Annotated in this window: 17 protein-coding genes; all 17 read left to right on the top strand. The window is 64.5% G+C overall.

Going from position 1 to position 15,984, the window contains the following annotated elements:
- Positions 1 to 33 precede the first annotated feature (33 nt).
- The 17 genes from acpP to J2W23_RS22820 all read left to right on the top strand — a co-directional run bounded on the left by acpP (position 34) and on the right by J2W23_RS22820 (position 15,980).
- Positions 34 to 273: an acyl carrier protein gene (gene acpP / locus J2W23_RS22900; RefSeq protein WP_007830471.1), complete on the top strand. Its 240-nt coding sequence runs from the start codon at positions 34 to 36 to the stop codon at positions 271 to 273.
- 96 nt (positions 274 to 369) lie between these two features.
- Complete coding sequence (gene fabF, locus J2W23_RS22895) at positions 370 to 1,614, top strand: beta-ketoacyl-ACP synthase II (RefSeq protein ID WP_176661410.1); 1,245 nt, start codon at positions 370 to 372, stop codon at positions 1,612 to 1,614.
- Positions 1,615 to 1,627: 13 nt separating this feature from the next.
- A complete protein-coding gene (locus J2W23_RS22890) occupies positions 1,628 to 2,110 on the top strand; it encodes a hypothetical protein (protein WP_307650371.1) in 483 nt (160 codons plus the stop codon).
- A 10-nt stretch (positions 2,111 to 2,120) separates the two neighbouring features.
- Positions 2,121 to 2,795 carry an RNA polymerase sigma factor RpoE gene (rpoE, locus tag J2W23_RS22885; protein WP_307650370.1) on the top strand — a complete coding sequence of 225 codons (675 nt, stop codon included), beginning with the start codon at positions 2,121 to 2,123 and terminating at the stop codon, positions 2,793 to 2,795.
- A gap of 17 nt (positions 2,796 to 2,812) precedes the next feature.
- Entirely contained in the window at positions 2,813 to 3,475 is a 663-nt protein-coding gene (locus J2W23_RS22880) for a sigma-E factor negative regulatory protein (RefSeq protein WP_176661408.1), read from the top strand.
- Positions 3,476 to 3,498: 23 nt separating this feature from the next.
- Complete coding sequence (locus J2W23_RS22875) at positions 3,499 to 4,569, top strand: MucB/RseB C-terminal domain-containing protein (RefSeq protein WP_307650369.1); 1,071 nt, start codon at positions 3,499 to 3,501, stop codon at positions 4,567 to 4,569.
- A 107-nt stretch (positions 4,570 to 4,676) separates the two neighbouring features.
- Positions 4,677 to 6,161, top strand: a complete 1,485-nt coding sequence (locus J2W23_RS22870) for a DegQ family serine endoprotease (RefSeq protein ID WP_176661406.1) — start codon at positions 4,677 to 4,679, stop codon at positions 6,159 to 6,161.
- Positions 6,162 to 6,683: 522 nt separating this feature from the next.
- Positions 6,684 to 8,495 carry a translation elongation factor 4 gene (gene lepA / locus J2W23_RS22865; RefSeq protein WP_176661405.1) on the top strand — a complete coding sequence of 604 codons (1,812 nt, stop codon included), beginning with the start codon at positions 6,684 to 6,686 and terminating at the stop codon, positions 8,493 to 8,495.
- Positions 8,496 to 8,503: 8 nt separating this feature from the next.
- Positions 8,504 to 9,469 (top strand): signal peptidase I, encoded by a 966-nt coding sequence (gene lepB / locus J2W23_RS22860; RefSeq protein ID WP_176661404.1) that lies wholly within the window; start codon positions 8,504 to 8,506, stop codon positions 9,467 to 9,469.
- Positions 9,470 to 9,504: 35 nt separating this feature from the next.
- Positions 9,505 to 9,873, top strand: a complete 369-nt coding sequence (locus tag J2W23_RS22855; RefSeq protein WP_307650368.1) for a DUF4845 domain-containing protein — start codon at positions 9,505 to 9,507, stop codon at positions 9,871 to 9,873.
- 17 nt (positions 9,874 to 9,890) lie between these two features.
- Positions 9,891 to 10,577, top strand: a complete 687-nt coding sequence (rnc, locus tag J2W23_RS22850; RefSeq protein ID WP_176661402.1) for a ribonuclease III — start codon at positions 9,891 to 9,893, stop codon at positions 10,575 to 10,577.
- Positions 10,578 to 10,584: 7 nt separating this feature from the next.
- Positions 10,585 to 11,553, top strand: a complete 969-nt coding sequence (era, locus tag J2W23_RS22845) for a GTPase Era (protein ID WP_176661401.1) — start codon at positions 10,585 to 10,587, stop codon at positions 11,551 to 11,553.
- A gap of 1 nt (position 11,554) precedes the next feature.
- On the top strand, positions 11,555 to 12,328 hold the full coding sequence (gene recO / locus J2W23_RS22840) for a DNA repair protein RecO (protein WP_307650367.1): 774 nt from the start codon (positions 11,555 to 11,557) through the stop codon (positions 12,326 to 12,328).
- Positions 12,325 to 13,110, top strand: coding sequence for a pyridoxine 5'-phosphate synthase (locus J2W23_RS22835; RefSeq protein ID WP_307650366.1), 786 nt, complete (start codon positions 12,325 to 12,327; stop codon positions 13,108 to 13,110). The genes recO and J2W23_RS22835 overlap by 4 nt, the downstream gene beginning before the upstream one ends.
- On the top strand, positions 13,107 to 13,517 hold the full coding sequence (gene acpS, locus J2W23_RS22830; RefSeq protein WP_176661397.1) for a holo-ACP synthase: 411 nt from the start codon (positions 13,107 to 13,109) through the stop codon (positions 13,515 to 13,517). Before J2W23_RS22835 ends, acpS begins: the two co-directional genes overlap by 4 nt.
- Positions 13,514 to 14,620: a beta-N-acetylhexosaminidase gene (gene nagZ, locus J2W23_RS22825; RefSeq protein ID WP_307650365.1), complete on the top strand. Its 1,107-nt coding sequence runs from the start codon at positions 13,514 to 13,516 to the stop codon at positions 14,618 to 14,620. The genes acpS and nagZ overlap by 4 nt, the downstream gene beginning before the upstream one ends.
- Positions 14,621 to 14,630: 10 nt before the next feature.
- Positions 14,631 to 15,980 carry a galactosyl transferase GMA12/MNN10 family protein gene (locus tag J2W23_RS22820; protein ID WP_307650364.1) on the top strand — a complete coding sequence of 450 codons (1,350 nt, stop codon included), beginning with the start codon at positions 14,631 to 14,633 and terminating at the stop codon, positions 15,978 to 15,980.
- The last annotated feature ends 4 nt before the right edge of the window (positions 15,981 to 15,984 follow it).

Genomic DNA, 15,984 nt, shown 5'->3' with positions numbered 1-15,984 from the left:
CACCGATTACCTACAACCCTCAGAGGGAACCAAATGAGCGATATCGAAGCACGTGTCAAGAAAATCATCGCCGAGCAACTCGGCGTGGAAGAGTCTCAAGTGACGAACGAAAAGGCTTTCGTGGCCGACCTCGGCGCTGACTCGCTCGACACGGTCGAACTCGTGATGGCACTCGAAGACGAGTTCGGCATTGAGATCCCCGATGAAGATGCCGAGAAGATCACCACGGTGCAAAACGCCGTCGACTACGCCACCAAGAATCAAAAGGCCTGATTGGCCAGCTGACACAGCGACTGCGGCCGGCGGCTTTTTCCTGAACCGCACGCGCCGACCAGCAACTGTTCAGCGCTTCCAGAAAGGTTTGCCGGCATGACCAAACGCCGCGTCGTCGTGACCGGACTCGGTTGCATCGCTCCTGTCGGAAACACCGCAACCGAATCCTGGGCCAACCTGTTGGCCGGGAAGTCGGGCATTGCGAACATCACCGCGTTCGACGCAAGCGCCTTCGCCTGCAAGTTCGCCGGTGAGGTGAAGGGTTTCGACATCACCCAATACATCTCGGAGAAAGAAGCGCGCCACATGGACCGCTTCATTCATCTGGGGCTTGCTGCCGCCATCCAGGCGGTGCAGGACAGCGGACTGCCGACCGGCGAAGCGCTGTCCTATGAGAAAGCTGTGCGCATCGGCTGCAACATCGGCTCGGGCATCGGCGGCTTGCCGATGATCGAAGAGACGCACGGCGAATATGCGAGCCGCGGCCCGCGCCGCATTTCGCCGTTCTTCGTGCCGGCGTCGATCATCAACATGATCTCGGGCCACGTGTCGATCAAGTACGGCTTCAAGGGCCCGAACATCGCCGTCGTCACTGCCTGCACCACGGGCCTGCATGCCATCGGCACGTCGGCACGCATGATCGAATACGGCGATGCCGACGTCATGATCGCCGGCGGCGCCGAGTCGACCATTTCGCCGCTCGGCATCGGTGGCTTCACTGCGCCTCGCGCGTTGAGCACGCGCAACGACGATCCCGCGACGGCTTCGCGCCCGTGGGACAAGGATCGCGACGGTTTCGTGCTGGGCGAGGGAGCCGGCGTGCTGGTGCTCGAGGAGTACGAACACGCCAAGGCGCGCGGCGCCAAGATCTACGCGGAAGTCGCAGGCTTCGGCCTGACCGGCGATGCGTATCACATGACTGCACCCGACGTCGACGGCCCCCGCCGCTCGATGGCGATGGCACTGGCCAACGCAGGTGTCAATGCCGACCAGGTCCAGTACCTGAACGCGCACGGCACCTCGACGCAGATCGGCGATCTCAACGAGACCAACGCGGTCAAGCTTGCCTTCGGCGATCATGCGAAGAAGCTCGTCGTGAATTCGACCAAGTCCATGACCGGCCACCTGCTGGGCGGCGCGGGCGGCATCGAATCGGTGTTCACCGTGCTTGCACTGCACGAGCAAAAGAGCCCGCCGACCATCAACATCTTCAACCAGGATCCGGAGTGCGATCTCGACTACTGCGCCAACGAGGCGCGCGATCTGAAGATCGATGTCGCGGTCAAGAACAACTTCGGCTTCGGCGGCACCAACGGCACGCTGGTGTTCAAGCGCACTTGAGCATTGCTCTCTCATGCACAGCGCGCCGTCGGTGACCTATCCGGTGGGGCGCTCACGTGGCGCTACCCGGATTCTTGTCGTTCTCTGGACCTTGGGAGCCTGCTGCGCGGGCGCATCCTGCTATCTCTTCGATAGCGCCGGATGGCGTCAGTTGCTGCTGGTTTTCAGCGTCGTCTTCTCGGGTGTTGCCGCGGGCTTCGGCCTGCGGCGCGACGGCGCTGCCGTCCTGCACTTCGACGGGCTGTATTGGTCTCTGAACGGAGTCGATCCGACCCGCGGTGTTCGTGCAGCGCGGGCCATGGTCGTGCTCGATTTCCAATCGCTGATGCTGGTCAGGCTCGCGGAGCCTGGTCGCGCCGCGCGCTGGGTCTGGCTCGAGCAGCGGGTCATGCCGGAGCGCTGGCGCGACGTGCGCCGGGCGGTCTATTCGCGCACGCCGGTCGCCGAGCCTGTGGGCGATCCCTGGCGCGCGACGGCACCCGCCGACGCGCCTTGAAATTCCGTCGATGACAATGTCTCCCCCGCCTGTACCACCGGAGTCCGGCTTGACCGACGCGTCGGCCGAGGCGCCGCGCCCGGGCGAGGTCGATTTCCAGCTGGTCCAGCGCACCGTCGCAGGTGACCAGAAGGCCTTTGAACTCCTGGTCATCAAGTACCAGCGCCGCATCGAACGGTTGATCGGCCGGATGGTGCGCGATGTCGACCTGGTCGAGGACATTGCCCAGGAAACCTTCATTCGCGCCTACCGCGCACTGCACCAGTTCCGCGGCGAGGCGCAGTTCTACACCTGGCTCTACCGGATCGCGGTCAACACTGCCAAGAAGGCGCTGGTGGACATGAAGCGCGATCCGACCATCTCCGAAAGCGCTCTGAGGCCTTCTTCTGAGGACGACGATGAAACTTACCGTCCCGGAAACGAACCAATCAGCGACGAAACCCCCGAATCGGTCATGGCGGCGAATGAAATCGCCAGCGCCGTCGAGGCAGCCATGGAGGCACTCCCAGCCGAGTTGCGCCAGGCGGTCACGCTGCGCGAGATCGAGGGGATGAGTTACGAAGAGATTGCCGAGGTCATGGATTGCCCTATCGGCACGGTGCGCTCGCGTATTTTCCGGGCGCGCGAAGCCATTTCGGCCAGGGTCAAGCCGTTGCTCGACAACCAGTCCGGCAAGCGTTGGTAAGTAAGCAGGTGAATGAAATGAATCAGACGATGACGGTTCGGGAACAGGTGTCCGCACTTGCGGATGGTCATTTGCAGGGCGAGGCGTTCGCGCAGGCGATCGAGGCGGTCTGCACCGAAGGCGAATCGCGCGCGGCCTGGCACGCCTACCATGTGGTGGGCGATGTGTTGCGCTCGGGATCCCATTCGGTGTGCAGCGACAGCTCGGCATTCCTCGCGCGCTTCCAGCAGCGACTGGCCGCGGAGCCGGTGGTGGCGATGCCCGCGCTGCAGCCGGTGGCTGCGCCTGTCGCAGTCCAGGTCCAGCGCCGCGCCGATGCGGCCAACGAGCCGGTCTTCCGCTGGAAGCTGGTGGCGGGTGCCGCTTCGATGGTCGCGGTCGCAGCCATCAGCTGGACGCTGATCGGCAGCGGCACGGCCGGTTCGCAGACCGGCGCACAAATCGCGGCGCAGCAGCAGCCGGCGATGAATTCGGTCCTGGCGGCGGCCGCCAACGGCCAGCAGCCGGTCAGCGCCGCGCTGACGCCGACGCGCGTGATGGTCGGCAACGGCAATCCGCAAGTCATGCTGCGCGATCCGCGGCTCGATCAATTGCTTGAAGCGCATCAGCAGGCTGGCGGTGCTTCGCAAATGCCTTCCGGTTTCCTGCGCAACGCTACCTTCGAGGGACCTACGCGCTGATCGCGCGTCCGTAACTGCCCGCAATGACCGTTCAGATGCCGATCTCCGCACGCGCGTTCGTGCTTGTGTTTGCAGCCTTCTGCTTCGTGCAGGTTGCCACCGCACAAAACCGCTCCGGCCCGGCGACCGCCAAGGGGGCCGCTTCGGCGCAGACGGACGAGCCGCCGGCAATGAGCGTGGCCGACTGGCTGCAGCGCATGCACACCGGTGCGCGGCAACGCAACTACGTGGGCACCTTCGTGGTGTCGGCGCCAGGCGGTGACCTGTCGAGCGCGCGCATCTGGCATGTGCGCGATGGCGACCATCAGATCGAACGCATCGAGGCCCTCTCGGGCCCGCAGCGCTCGACCTTCCGGCGCAATCGCAATGTCATGACCTTCCTGCCCGAGGCGAAGGTCGTGAAGGTGGAGAAGCGCGAGAACCTCGATCTCTTTCCTAACCTGCCGGACAAGACCGATTCGTCGATCGGCGATTTCTACGACGTGCGTGCGATCGGCAAGGACCGCGTGGCTGGCTTCGATGCCGACGTGGTGCAACTGGTGCCGCACGATGGCTTGCGTTTCGGCTACCGCATCTGGAGCGAGCGCCGTTCGGGCCTGGTGGTGAAGCTGCAGACCCTCGACAGCGAATCCCGGGTGGTGGAGCAGTCGGCGTTTTCCGAACTGCAGCTCGATGCGCCGGTGAAGGCACAGGCGCTCGCACAGATGATGAGCAACACTGCGGGTTACCGCGTCGAAAAGCTCGAGCTCGAGCGCACGACCGCACAGGATGAAGGCTGGACGCTCAGCGCGCCCGTGGCCGGCTTCAAGCCCCGCAGTTTCTTTCGCCGGCCCGCGACCGGCGGCGACAAGTCGAAGCAGGATGCGGCCACGGTCCAGTGGACTTTCTCCGACGGCTTGGCCTCGGTCTCGCTTTTCATCGAGCGCTACGATGCCGCGCGCGCACCGCGGGACGGCGTGCTGACCATCGGCGCCACCAACGCCATCCGCCGGCGCTTGCCCGAACCCGCGAGTGACTGGTGGCTGACCGCAGTGGGCGAAGTGCCGCAGCAGACGCTCAACGCATTCGCCCAAAGCCTCGCTCGCACGCGTTGACACACTGACTGGCCATTGCCCCGCGAATTGCGCTGAACCAAGCTCGCAACGCAGACTCATAGCCCTTTGTTGTTTTAGCCGCTCTCTGTTCTTTTGAAAGAAAACCCATGATGTTCAAAGTCGAGGGACACAAGCTTCGTTCCGGTGTACTGGCTTTCGCGCTTGCGCTGACAGCTGGCGCCACTTTTCTCCCCGTCGAGCCCGTCCACGCGCAAACGCGCACGCTGCCTGACTTCACCGATCTGGTCGACCAGGTCGGCCCCTCGGTCGTCAACATCCGCACCGTCGAGAAGGTCGCTCAGCGCGGCGCCGGCAACGGCGAGATGGACGAGGAGATGCAGGAATTCTTCCGTCGTTTCTTCGGGCAGCCTGCGCCGGGCACGCCGCGCCAGGGGCCGCGTCCCAACAGGCCGCAGCAGCCCCAGGAAGAGGAGCGCCCGCGCGGTGTGGGCTCCGGCTTCATCCTGACGGCCGACGGCTACGTCATGACCAATGCGCATGTGGTGGAAGACGCCTCCGAGGTGCTGGTCACGCTGCCCGACAAGCGCGAGTTCAAGGCCAAGATCATCGGCGCCGACAAGCGCACCGACGTCGCGGTCGTCAAGATCGAAGCCACGGGCCTGCCCGCGGTGAAGGTCGGCGACATCTCCAAGCTGCGCGTCGGCGAATGGGTGATGGCCATCGGCTCGCCATTCGGGCTGGAGAACACCGTCACAGCCGGCATCGTGAGCGCCAAGCAACGCGACACGGGCGAATACCTGCCGTTCATCCAGACCGATGTGGCCATCAACCCCGGCAACTCGGGCGGCCCGCTGATCAACATGCGCGGCGAAGTGGTGGGCATCAACAGCCAGATCTACTCGCGCTCGGGCGGCTTCATGGGCATCTCGTTCTCGATCCCGATCGACGAGGCGATCCGCGTGAGCGAACAGCTGCGCACCTCGGGACGTGTCTCCCGCGGCCGCATCGGCGTGCAGATCGACCAGGTCACGAAGGACGTGGCCGAGGCCATCGGCCTGGGCAAGGCGCAGGGCGCGCTGGTGCGCGGCGTCGAAGCGGGCTCGCCGGGCGAGAAGGCCGGCGTGGAGCCGGGCGACGTCATCACCAAGTTCGATGGCAAGGCCATCGAGAAGCCGAGCGACCTGCCGCGCCTGGTTGGCAACACCAAGCCCGGCACGAAGAGCACGCTCACGGTGTTCCGCCGCGGCAGCTCGCGCGACCTGAGCGTGACCATCGCCGAGATCGAGCCCGACAAGCCGGCCAAGCGTGCCTCCGATCGCGACGAGCCGACGCCGAAGCCTTCGGCTTCCGCCGCCGCCAAATCGCTGGGCCTCGCCGTGAGCGATCTCAACGATGCGCAGAAGAAGGAGCTCAAGCTCAAGGGCGGCGTGAAGGTCGATGCCGCCAGCGAAGGCGCAGCGCGAGCGGGGCTGCGCGAAGGCGACATCATCCTGGCCGTGGGCAACATCGAAATTGCCAACACCCGGGAGTTCGAGGCGGCACTGGCCAAGGCCGACAAGAGCAAGGCGCTCAGCGTGCTGTTCCGTCGCGGCGACTGGGCGCAATACGCCCTGATCCGTCCCGCACGCTGATCCGGCGTTGCCGTCAAGTGGCCCCACCCGGCAGTCGGGTTTGGGGCCGTTTTTTTGAGGCGTTTACGACGTTCAGGCGCAGACCTCTAAAAAAATCTGGGCCTTCAAAAGCCTTGATTTTGGTTTGCGCTCACTAACTTTGTGGAAGGCTAAGGACGGTTTTCGGTAGAATAGGGCACTCGCGGCGGCTGGTCAGCGCATAAGGAGTGCAACGACCTTCACGATGCGAGATGTCAGACAGCAGTCCACCGGTGCTCCACAGATCGCCCACAAGTTGTTCATAGACTGCTCCACCGATCTTGTGGATAACCTGTATATATCTTTGATGTTGTGGACCTGCAACGAGCCCTTTGGACCCTGTTCCCGGATGTACGTGCCTCCCTTTTTGCCTACAATGAAGTTCCAACTACTGCAGTTGCCATTGCTTGTTGGTTCAGGGCGCGTCTCCAGAAGACGCGCCCTTTTTTCTTGCCCGCTCGCTGCTGGGCACGAGCCAATTCAAGTACTTAAGCGTTCCCGTTGATGAATCACATCAGAAATTTTTCGATCATTGCGCACATCGATCACGGCAAGTCGACGCTCGCAGACCGTTTGATCCAGCGTTGCGGCGGCCTCGCAGAACGCGAGATGGAAGCGCAGGTGCTCGACTCGATGGACATCGAAAAAGAGCGTGGGATAACCATCAAGGCGCAGACCGCTGCGCTGCACTACAAGGCACTCGATGGGCAGGTCTACAACCTCAATTTGATCGACACCCCGGGCCACGTCGACTTCTCTTATGAAGTGAGTCGCTCGCTGTCGGCATGCGAAGGCGCGCTGCTCGTCGTCGATGCATCGCAAGGTGTCGAAGCGCAGACGGTGGCCAACTGCTACACCGCGCTCGACCTCGGCGTGGAAGTGGTGCCGGTGCTCAACAAGATGGATTTGCCGAACGCCGATCCCGACAACGCGCGCACCGAAATCGAGGACGTGATCGGCATCGACGCGAGCGATGCGATTCCATGCTCCGCCAAGACCGGCCTCGGCATCGACGAGATCCTCGAGGCCATCGTGCACCAGATGCCGGCGCCGCGCGGCAATCCCGACGGCCCGCTCCGCGCGATGATCGTCGACAGCTGGTTCGATCCGTACGTCGGCGTCGTCATGCTGGTGCGCGTGGTCGACGGCCGGCTGGTGAAGGGCGAGCGCATCAAGATGATGGCGTCCGGCGCGATGTACAACGCCGACAACATCGGCGTCTTCACGCCTGCCAACGAACCGCGCCCTTCGCTCGAAGCCGGCGAGGTGGGCTACATCATCGCGGGCATCAAGGAACTGCAGGCTGCCAAGGTCGGCGACACCGTGACGTTGATCAAGGCGGGCACGGGCGGCGCCGCTGCCACGGCCACCGAGGCGCTGCCGGGCTTCAAGGAAATCCAGCCGCAGGTGTTTGCCGGCCTCTATCCGACCGAAGCCAGCGAGTACGACTCACTGCGCGACGCGCTCGAAAAGCTCAAGCTCAACGATTCGTCGCTGCGTTACGAGCCCGAAGTGAGCCAGGCGCTGGGCTTCGGCTTCCGTTGCGGTTTCCTCGGCCTGCTGCACATGGAAATCGTGCAGGAGCGCCTGGAGCGCGAGTTCGACCAGGACCTGATCACGACCGCGCCCAGCGTGGTCTACCAGGTGGTGCGCAACGACGGCGAAGTCATCATGGTGGAGAACCCGTCCAAGATGCCCGACGTCGGCAAGATGAGCGAGATCCGCGAGCCGATCGTGACCGTGCATCTCTACATGCCGCAGGAATACGTCGGTGCCGTCATGACGCTGGCCAACCAGAAGCGTGGTGTGCAGATGAACATGGCCTACCACGGCCGCCAGGTCATGCTGACCTACGAGATGCCGCTCGGCGAGATCGTGCTCGACTTCTTCGACAAGCTGAAATCGGTCAGCCGGGGCTATGCCTCCATGGACTACGAGTTCAAGGAGTACCGCGCCTCGGACGTGGTCAAGGTCGACATCCTCCTGAACGGCGAGAAGGTCGATGCGCTTTCGATCATCGTGCACCGTACCCAGTCGCAGTACCGCGGCCGGGCGGTGGTCTCGAAGATGCGCGAGATCATTTCGCGCCAGATGTTCGACGTGGCCATCCAGGCGGCGATCGGGGTCAACATCATTGCGCGTGAGACAATCAAGGCCCTCCGCAAGAACGTGCTGGCCAAGTGCTACGGCGGCGACATCACCCGCAAGAAGAAGCTGCTCGAGAAGCAGAAAGCGGGCAAGAAAAGAATGAAGCAGATCGGTTCCGTCGAGGTCCCGCAAGAGGCCTTCCTCGCGATTCTGCAAGTCGAAGACTGATCAAAAAAATGGCACTCATCACTTCCCTGGTCCTTGCGGCATTCGCCAGCTATGTCGGAGCCTGGTACTTCGGCATGATCGAAGGCAACTTCGCATTGCTGCTGTTCGTGGCTACGGTGGTCACCGGCCTCTATTGGCTGGCCGAGCGCTTCTACTTCCTGCCCAAGCGCGAGAAAGCCGCGGCGACGCTCGAGGCCTCGATGGCCGAGCGCAACGCGCGGCTGGCCGGGCAGGGCATTACCCAGGTCGATACGGCCGATACCAAAGCCAGCGAGCGCCTGCTGATGCAGCCCTGGTGGCTCGATTGGACGGCGGGCCTCTTCCCGGTGATCCTGGTGGTGTTCCTGCTGCGTTCGTTCCTCTACGAGCCCTTCAAGATCCCGTCGGGTTCGATGATGCCCACGCTCCTGACCGGCGACCTGATCCTGGTCAACAAGTTCACCTACGGCCTGCGCCTGCCGGTCATCAACACCAAGATCACCGAGGGCACGCCGCTCGCGCGTGGCGACGTGGTGGTGTTCCGCTATCCGCCCAAACCCAGCATGGACTACATCAAGCGCGTGGTCGGCATCCCGGGCGACGAAGTGGCCTACCTGAACAAGAAGCTCACGATCAACGGCCAACCGGTGTCCAAGACCGCGGCGCCCGACTACCTTGACGGCGAATCGATGCGTCTGCTCAAGCAGTTCGACGAGGACCTCGCCGGCAAGCAGCACAAGATCCTCAACGACGAAGGTGCCCCGTCCTTCGTTCCGGGCGCGAGCGACTTCCCGTTCCGCGAAAACTGCCGCTACTCCGTCGAAGGCGTGGTGTGCAAGGTGCCGGCCGGCCAGTATTTCATGATGGGCGACAACCGCGATAATTCGGCGGATTCGCGCTTCTGGGGCTTCGTTCCGGACAAGAACATCGTGGGCAGGGCGTTCTTCGTCTGGATGAACTTCGGCGATTTCGGCCGCATCGGTCCATTTCAATAAGCAGTCATTCAACACTGTTCGAGGGGTAAGAGGGCATGAGAGCTAACCGGTCCATCCGCAGCAGGGCCACGCACCAGCGCGGCATCTCGTTCATCGGCCTGCTGTTCGTCGCGGCAGTACTCGGTTGTGTGGGCGTGGTCGTCGCGCAGGTCATTCCGACGTTGATCGAATGGCAAGCCATCGACAAGGCCGCCAACAAGGCCAAGGAGGGCACGACCGTGCCCGAAATTCGCGCCATCTTCGATCGCGCCCAGGCCATCGACGACTTCAAGTCGGTGAGCGGCCGTGATCTGGACATCAAGAAGGTCGGCGACAAGGTTGTCGTCTCGTATGCCTACGAGCGCGAGATTCCCTTGTTCGGCCCGGCCTACCTGACGCTCAAGTACAAGGGCGAGACCCGCTGAACGCGGCGCTGAAAAAGGTGGACGGCAGCCTCGTCGCGCTGCAGGCGCGCCTCAAGCATTCGTTCTCCGACACGCGGCTGCTCCAGCTCGCGCTCACGCACCGCAGCTTCTCGGCCGATCACAACGAGCGCCTCGAGTTTCTCGGCGACTCGGTGCTCAACCTGGCGGTATCGCACCTGCTGTACACGCGCCTCTCGGCCCTGCCTGAAGGCGATTTGTCGCGCGTGCGGGCCAATCTGGTCAAGCAGGACACCCTGCATCGCCTGGCGCTCGAACTCCAGCTCTCGCCGCTGCTGCGGCTTGGCGAGGGCGAGGCGCGCTCGGGCGGGCCGAACCGGCCTTCGATCCTGGCCGATGCCCTCGAGGCGCTGATCGGCGCGGTCTACCTCGACGCGGGCTTTGCGGCCGCCGAGGCGCTGGTGCGCCGGCTGTACGAATCGGTCGAGATCAATCCGCGCATGGAAGCGGCGGCCAAGGACCCGAAAACCGAATTGCAGGAATGGTTGCAGGGCCACAAAATGAAGCTGCCGGTGTATCGCGTGGCAGCGACGCTGGGTGCAGCGCACAAACAGACTTTCGATGTCGAGTGCGAGGTGCCCGAGTTGGGCCTTCGCGAACGCGGCATCGGCGGCTCGCGCCGCGCCGGCGAGCAGGCTGCCGCGGCTGCCATGCTGATCCGGCTCAAGGCACGCGGAGCTGCGTGAAATCACAATGAACGACGTTACCAATCCAGAAGCCGACCCCCAAGATGCAGCAGGCGACGGCGCCGCCCCAGGTGGCCCCCAACACTGTGGCCTCATCGCCATCGTCGGCAAGCCCAACGTGGGCAAGTCGACCCTGCTCAATGCGCTGGTCGGCCAGAAGATCAGCATCACCTCGCGCAAGGCCCAGACCACGCGCCACCGCATCACCGGCATGCGCACGCTGGGCGCGACGCAGTTCGTGTTCGTCGATACGCCCGGTTTCCAGACCCTGCACGCCAACGCGCTGAACAAGTCGCTCAACAAGACCGTGCAAGGCGCGGTCGGCGACGTGGACCTGATCCTGTTCGTGGTCGAGGCCGGCAGCTTCACGCCGGCCGACGAACGTGTGCTCAAGCTGCTGGGCAAGGGCATTCCGACGGTGCTCCTGGCCAACAAACTGGACAACGTGCACCGCCGCGGCGACATCGCACCCTGGCTGCAGACCATGCAGGCGAAGCACGCTTTTGCCGAGTTCGTGCCGATGTCGGCCAAGAACGCCAAGGACGTCGAGCGCCTCTTCGGCATCTGCGAGAAATACCTGCCCGAGCAGCCCTGGTTCTACGACGAGGACGAGCTGACCGACCGCAGCGAGAAATTCCTGGCCGGCGAGCTGGTGCGCGAAAAGCTTTTCCGCCTGACCGGCGACGAGCTGCCCTACACGTCGACCGTCATCATCGACAAGTTCGAGGAAGAGCCGCCCCAGAAGAAGGGCCAGAAGCGCCTCTTGCGCATTGCCGCCACCATCGTGGTCGAGCGCGACGGCCACAAGGCCATGGTGATCGGCGACAAGGGCGAGCGCATCAAGCGCATCGGCATGGAAACACGCGTCGAGCTCGAGAAGCTGGCCGACGCCAAGGTGTTCCTCGAACTGTGGGTCAAGGTGCGTTCCGGCTGGGCCGACGACGAGGCGCGCGTGCGCTCCTTCGGCTACGAATGAAGTGGCCGCTGCCCACCGCGTTTCGCATGAACCGGCGTACGTGCTCCATCGCTACGACTGGAGCGAGTCGAGCCTGATCCTGGAGGTCTTCACCCGTCACCACGGGCGCATCGCGCTGGTGGCCAAGGGAGCGAAGCGCCCGAGCTCCAATTTCCGGCCGGTGCTGCTGCCGCTGCAGCCGCTGCAGCTCAATTACGGCGGCGATGCCGAGATCCGCACGCTCAAGGGTGCGGAATGGATGGGCGGCCACGTCATGCCGACCGGCGAGGCGCTGCTCTCCGGCTACTACATCAACGAATTGCTGCTGCGCCTGCTGGCACGGGACGACGCGCACGAGGCGCTGTTCGATGCCTATGCCGGCGTGGTGCAGGTGCTCGCGGGCGACCACGCCGGCGCCCAGGCAGCAACCCAGGCTGCCGCGCTGCGCGCCTTCGAACTGATCCTGCTGCGCGAGGTCGGCCTGCTGCCTTCGCTCGACGTGCAGACGCTGACCCTGGAGCCACTCGACGCCGACGTGCGCTACAGCCTCGTGCCCGAGGCGGGACTGCGTATGGCAACGGACGGCGAGGCCAGCCTGGCCGGCGCCGACTGGCAGACCCTGCAGGCCGTGCTCGACGACCGCGCGCCCTTCACCGCGACCCTGCGCGAGATCGCCACCATGAACGCCGGCAGCAACAGCGCCCTCAGAAACCAGCTGCGTGCCTTGCTCAACTACCATTGCGGCGTGTCCACGCTGCGCACGCGGCAAATGATGAGAGATCTGCAAGCACTATGAGCACCTCAGGCAACGCCGGCACCGCCACTTCCCTTTCGGTCAACCTCAACAAGGTGGCCTTGGTCCGCAACACGCGCCACCTGGGTATTCCGAGCGTGTTGACCGCTGCCAACGCGTGCCTGGCCGCGGGCGCCCAGGGCATCACCGTGCACCCTCGGCCCGACGCGCGCCACATCCGCGCGCACGACGTGAGCGACCTCTCCGCTCTGCTTGCGAAGGACTGGCCGGGCATCGAGTTCAACATCGAAGGCAATCCCTTCCACAACCTGATGGACTTCGTGCGCGAATTGCGTCCGCACCAGGCGACCTTCGTGCCCGACAGCGAATCCCAGTCGACCAGCGACCATGGCTGGAGCTTTCCCGACGACGCCGAGCGGCTGCGCCCGCTGATCGCCGAAGCCAAGGCGCTGGGCGTGCGCGTCAGCCTGTTCATGGATCCGATCCCCGAAATGATGGCCGCGGTCAAGGCGGTGGGCGCGGACCGCGTCGAGCTCTACACCGAAGGCTATGCCGCATCGCGCGGCACGGCCGACGAAGAGGCCGTGCTCGCGCGGTACGTCGAATCGGCGCGGGCGGCGCAGGCCGCAGGCCTGGGCGTCAACGCCGGCCACGACCTGAGCCGCGACAACCTCACCGCGTTCCTTCGCGCGGTGCGCGGCGTTCACGAGGTCTCGATCGGCCACGCGTTCGTCGCCGACGCGCTCGAGCTTGGCTACGCCACCACGACACGCGAATACCTGCGCTGCATCACAGAGGCGCAACAACAGGCCCGGCCTGCATGATCTACGGCATCGGCACCGACATCTGCGACCTGCGCCGCATCGCCGCGACCTTCGAGCGCCAGGGCGAGCGGTTCGCGCGCAAGGTGCTGAGCGATGCCGAATTCGCGGTCTGGCAAGCCCGTAGCGCGCGCTGGCCCAAGCGCGGCCTCAGCTACCTGGCCACCCGTTTCTCGGCCAAGGAAGCTTTCAGCAAGGCCATCGGCCTCGGCATGCGGATGCCGATGACCTGGCGCCTGTGCGAGATCGCCAACCTGCGCAGCGGCAAGCCGGTCATCGTGCTGCATGGCGAGCTCAAGGACTGGTTCGAGGCGAAGGGCCTCACCGCCCACGTCACGGTGACCGACGAAACCGAATACGCCGCGAGCTTCGTCGTGGTGGAACACAAAGACAGCAAGAACGAAGCATGACCCTGACGACAGGCAGCACTATCCACGCGCCGCTCATCATCGATGTGGCGGGCACCGAGCTCAACGACGCCGACCGCCGGCGCCTGGCCAACCCGCTGGTCGGTGGCGTGATCCATTTCACCCGCAACTGGCAGGACCGCGCGCAGATGACCGCGCTCAATGCCGAGATCAAGGCGATCCGTCCCGACCTGCTGATCTGCGTCGACCACGAAGGCGGGCGTGTGCAGCGCTTTCGCACCGACGGCTTCACGCGCCTGCCTTCGATGCGGTCGCTGGGCGAGCTGTGGATGCGCGATGCCATGCGCGCCACGCAGGCCGCGACGGCGGCGGGGCAGGTGCTTGCCGGTGAGCTGCGCGCCTGTGGCGTCGATTTCAGCTTTGCGCCCGTGCTCGACCTGGATTACGGCGGCAGCAGCGTGATCGGCAACCGCAGTTTTCACCGCGACCCGCGTGTGGTGGCGCTGCTGGCCAAGAGCGTGATGCACGGGATGCTGCAGATGGGGATGCGCAACTGCGGAAAGCATTTTCCGGGGCATGGGTTCGTGAATGCGGATTCGCATGTCGAGATCCCGGTCGATCGGCGCAGCCTCAAGGCGATCCTGGCCGATGACGCCAGGCCTTACGACTGGCTCGCCGGCACGCTCGCTGCCGTGATGCCTGCGCACGTCATCTATCCCAAGGTCGATGCGCGGCCGGCGGGTTTTTCGTCGAAGTGGCTTCAGGACGTGCTGCGCACCCGACTCGGCTTCGATGGCGTGATCTTCAGCGACGATCTGAGCATGGAGGCGGGGCGGTATATCGACGGCGAACTGTTGAGCTTCACCGACGCCGCGCTGGCGGCGCTCGAAGCGGGATGCGACCTGCCCATGGTCTGCAACCAGAGCATTGGCGATGGCGCACTGCTGGACGGATTGCTGGAAGGCTTCGGAGTCGCCGCGACGTCAGGGCGCTGGCAAGGCAAGGCTGCCAGCGAAGCACGCCGGCAGTCGCTGCTGCCTCAGGCCCCCGCATTGAACTGGCATTCGCTGACAGAGTCGGCTGCATACCGCGGCGCCAAACGATTGCTTGCCCTTGCCGGTCTCAAGGAAAGCGTTCCGTCCTGAGGAGATAGACATGCCCTTGTGCCTCAGCTTTTTTCAGCGCAAGGACGACGCGGTGTTGCGCAACCACGCGCACTATTGCCGCTCGTTCGGGTATGACCACCAGTGGACGGACAGCGACCACATCCTCCATCCCGCGCTGCGTGCCGGAGCCCGGTACAGCGAGATGCTTCGCCGCCTGCGCGGGCTGGCCGAAGGTGACTGGCTGCTGTTTCTCGACGGCAATTCGGTGGTTTTTCACCCTGTTGCCATCGAGACGTTGATGGAAGGTCGCGACTTGCTGGTGCTCGAGGCCCCGGCCGTCGGCGAGCACGCCGGCCTGGCGATGACCAACATGATGGTGTTGCGCAATACGCCCGCCAACAGGGCCATGCTGCATCGGCTGATCGAGGACTGCGGCCAAGTGATCGCGCTGGTGGCCGAGCGGCTCGACGAAGCCGCACGGCTGCGCCCCGCGGGCATGCTGGGATGCAACGCCACGATCGGGGACATCTACGTGAACGTCTCCTGGCGCATCAGCCAGTGGTTTCATGCCCGCATCTTCGTGGTGAACACGGGGCCGCTGCCCATCGTCGCGCCGGGCGGCGGGCTGCGCGAAGACATGCTGCACGACCTGAACCTGCAGCGCATGCTGGTCGATCAGGTCAACGACGCCCTGATGCATGGTCGCCCTGTGTTGCAGCCGGCAGCCTATCCGGCGCTTTCCGACGAACCGCTGACCACCTACAACCCGGGTGCGCGCATTGCGTTCCTGACGCTGTATACCCATCACATCAACAGCTACGCACGCGTTTCCGAGCACAACGCGAAGCGCTATTGCGACAGGCACGGGTACACCTACCACGTGTACCGGGCCGTTCCGGAGGAAATCGGGCCGGGCATCAACGGCTCGTGGGTCCGCGCATGGCTGCTGCAGCAGCACCTCGCACAGCACGACTGGATCATCTGGATCGACGCGGACACGCTGTTCTTCAACCAGACCCGGCGCATCGAGACGCTCCTCGATGGCCGAGACCTGCTGCTGGGCAAGGACGTGGGGGCGTGGTCGTTCAACTCGGGGGTGATGGGTTTCAGGAACACGACCCGCAACGCGGAACTGCTGGCACGCATCTGGGCGCGGATCGGCAGCGTCGACGACAAGTCCACCGTCTACGCCAGCCAGGGCGACCAGTACTACACCAACGAAGTGCTGTCGGCCGAGGGGCTGGTCGGCGTAGAGAGCGTGCTCGACAACTTGAGCATCAACACGCCACCGCACCTGGCGACGGACGAAACGCTGCTCGTGCATTTCATCAATCTCGGCGAGCCCTACCGCTCCGCCTACATGGCCGCGCGCGACGCGGCTTCGCAGCGCATTCGCTGACGAC

Source organism: Variovorax boronicumulans (assembly GCF_030812215.1).
Lineage (GTDB): Bacteria > Pseudomonadota > Gammaproteobacteria > Burkholderiales > Burkholderiaceae_C > Variovorax > Variovorax boronicumulans_C.
The sequence above is the reverse complement of the archived record's forward strand: the minus strand, read 5'-3'. Positions and strand labels throughout refer to the sequence as shown.

What these genes read in the sequence shown, in the direction of transcription:
- acpP (WP_007830471.1), top strand. Translation starts at nt 34, where the DNA reads ATGAGCGATATCGAAGCACGTGTCAAGAAAATCATCGCCGAGCAACTC.
- fabF (WP_176661410.1), top strand. Translation starts at nt 370, where the DNA reads ATGACCAAACGCCGCGTCGTCGTGACCGGACTCGGTTGCATCGCTCCT.
- J2W23_RS22890 (WP_307650371.1), top strand. Translation starts at nt 1,628, where the DNA reads ATGCACAGCGCGCCGTCGGTGACCTATCCGGTGGGGCGCTCACGTGGC.
- rpoE (WP_307650370.1), top strand. Translation starts at nt 2,121, where the DNA reads ATGACAATGTCTCCCCCGCCTGTACCACCGGAGTCCGGCTTGACCGAC.
- J2W23_RS22880 (WP_176661408.1), top strand. Translation starts at nt 2,813, where the DNA reads ATGAATCAGACGATGACGGTTCGGGAACAGGTGTCCGCACTTGCGGAT.
- J2W23_RS22875 (WP_307650369.1), top strand. Translation starts at nt 3,499, where the DNA reads ATGACCGTTCAGATGCCGATCTCCGCACGCGCGTTCGTGCTTGTGTTT.
- J2W23_RS22870 (WP_176661406.1), top strand. Translation starts at nt 4,677, where the DNA reads ATGATGTTCAAAGTCGAGGGACACAAGCTTCGTTCCGGTGTACTGGCT.
- lepA (WP_176661405.1), top strand. Translation starts at nt 6,684, where the DNA reads ATGAATCACATCAGAAATTTTTCGATCATTGCGCACATCGATCACGGC.
- lepB (WP_176661404.1), top strand. Translation starts at nt 8,504, where the DNA reads ATGGCACTCATCACTTCCCTGGTCCTTGCGGCATTCGCCAGCTATGTC.
- J2W23_RS22855 (WP_307650368.1), top strand. Translation starts at nt 9,505, where the DNA reads ATGAGAGCTAACCGGTCCATCCGCAGCAGGGCCACGCACCAGCGCGGC.
- era (WP_176661401.1), top strand. Translation starts at nt 10,585, where the DNA reads ATGAACGACGTTACCAATCCAGAAGCCGACCCCCAAGATGCAGCAGGC.
- J2W23_RS22835 (WP_307650366.1), top strand. Translation starts at nt 12,325, where the DNA reads ATGAGCACCTCAGGCAACGCCGGCACCGCCACTTCCCTTTCGGTCAAC.
- acpS (WP_176661397.1), top strand. Translation starts at nt 13,107, where the DNA reads ATGATCTACGGCATCGGCACCGACATCTGCGACCTGCGCCGCATCGCC.
- nagZ (WP_307650365.1), top strand. Translation starts at nt 13,514, where the DNA reads ATGACCCTGACGACAGGCAGCACTATCCACGCGCCGCTCATCATCGAT.
- J2W23_RS22820 (WP_307650364.1), top strand. Translation starts at nt 14,631, where the DNA reads ATGCCCTTGTGCCTCAGCTTTTTTCAGCGCAAGGACGACGCGGTGTTG.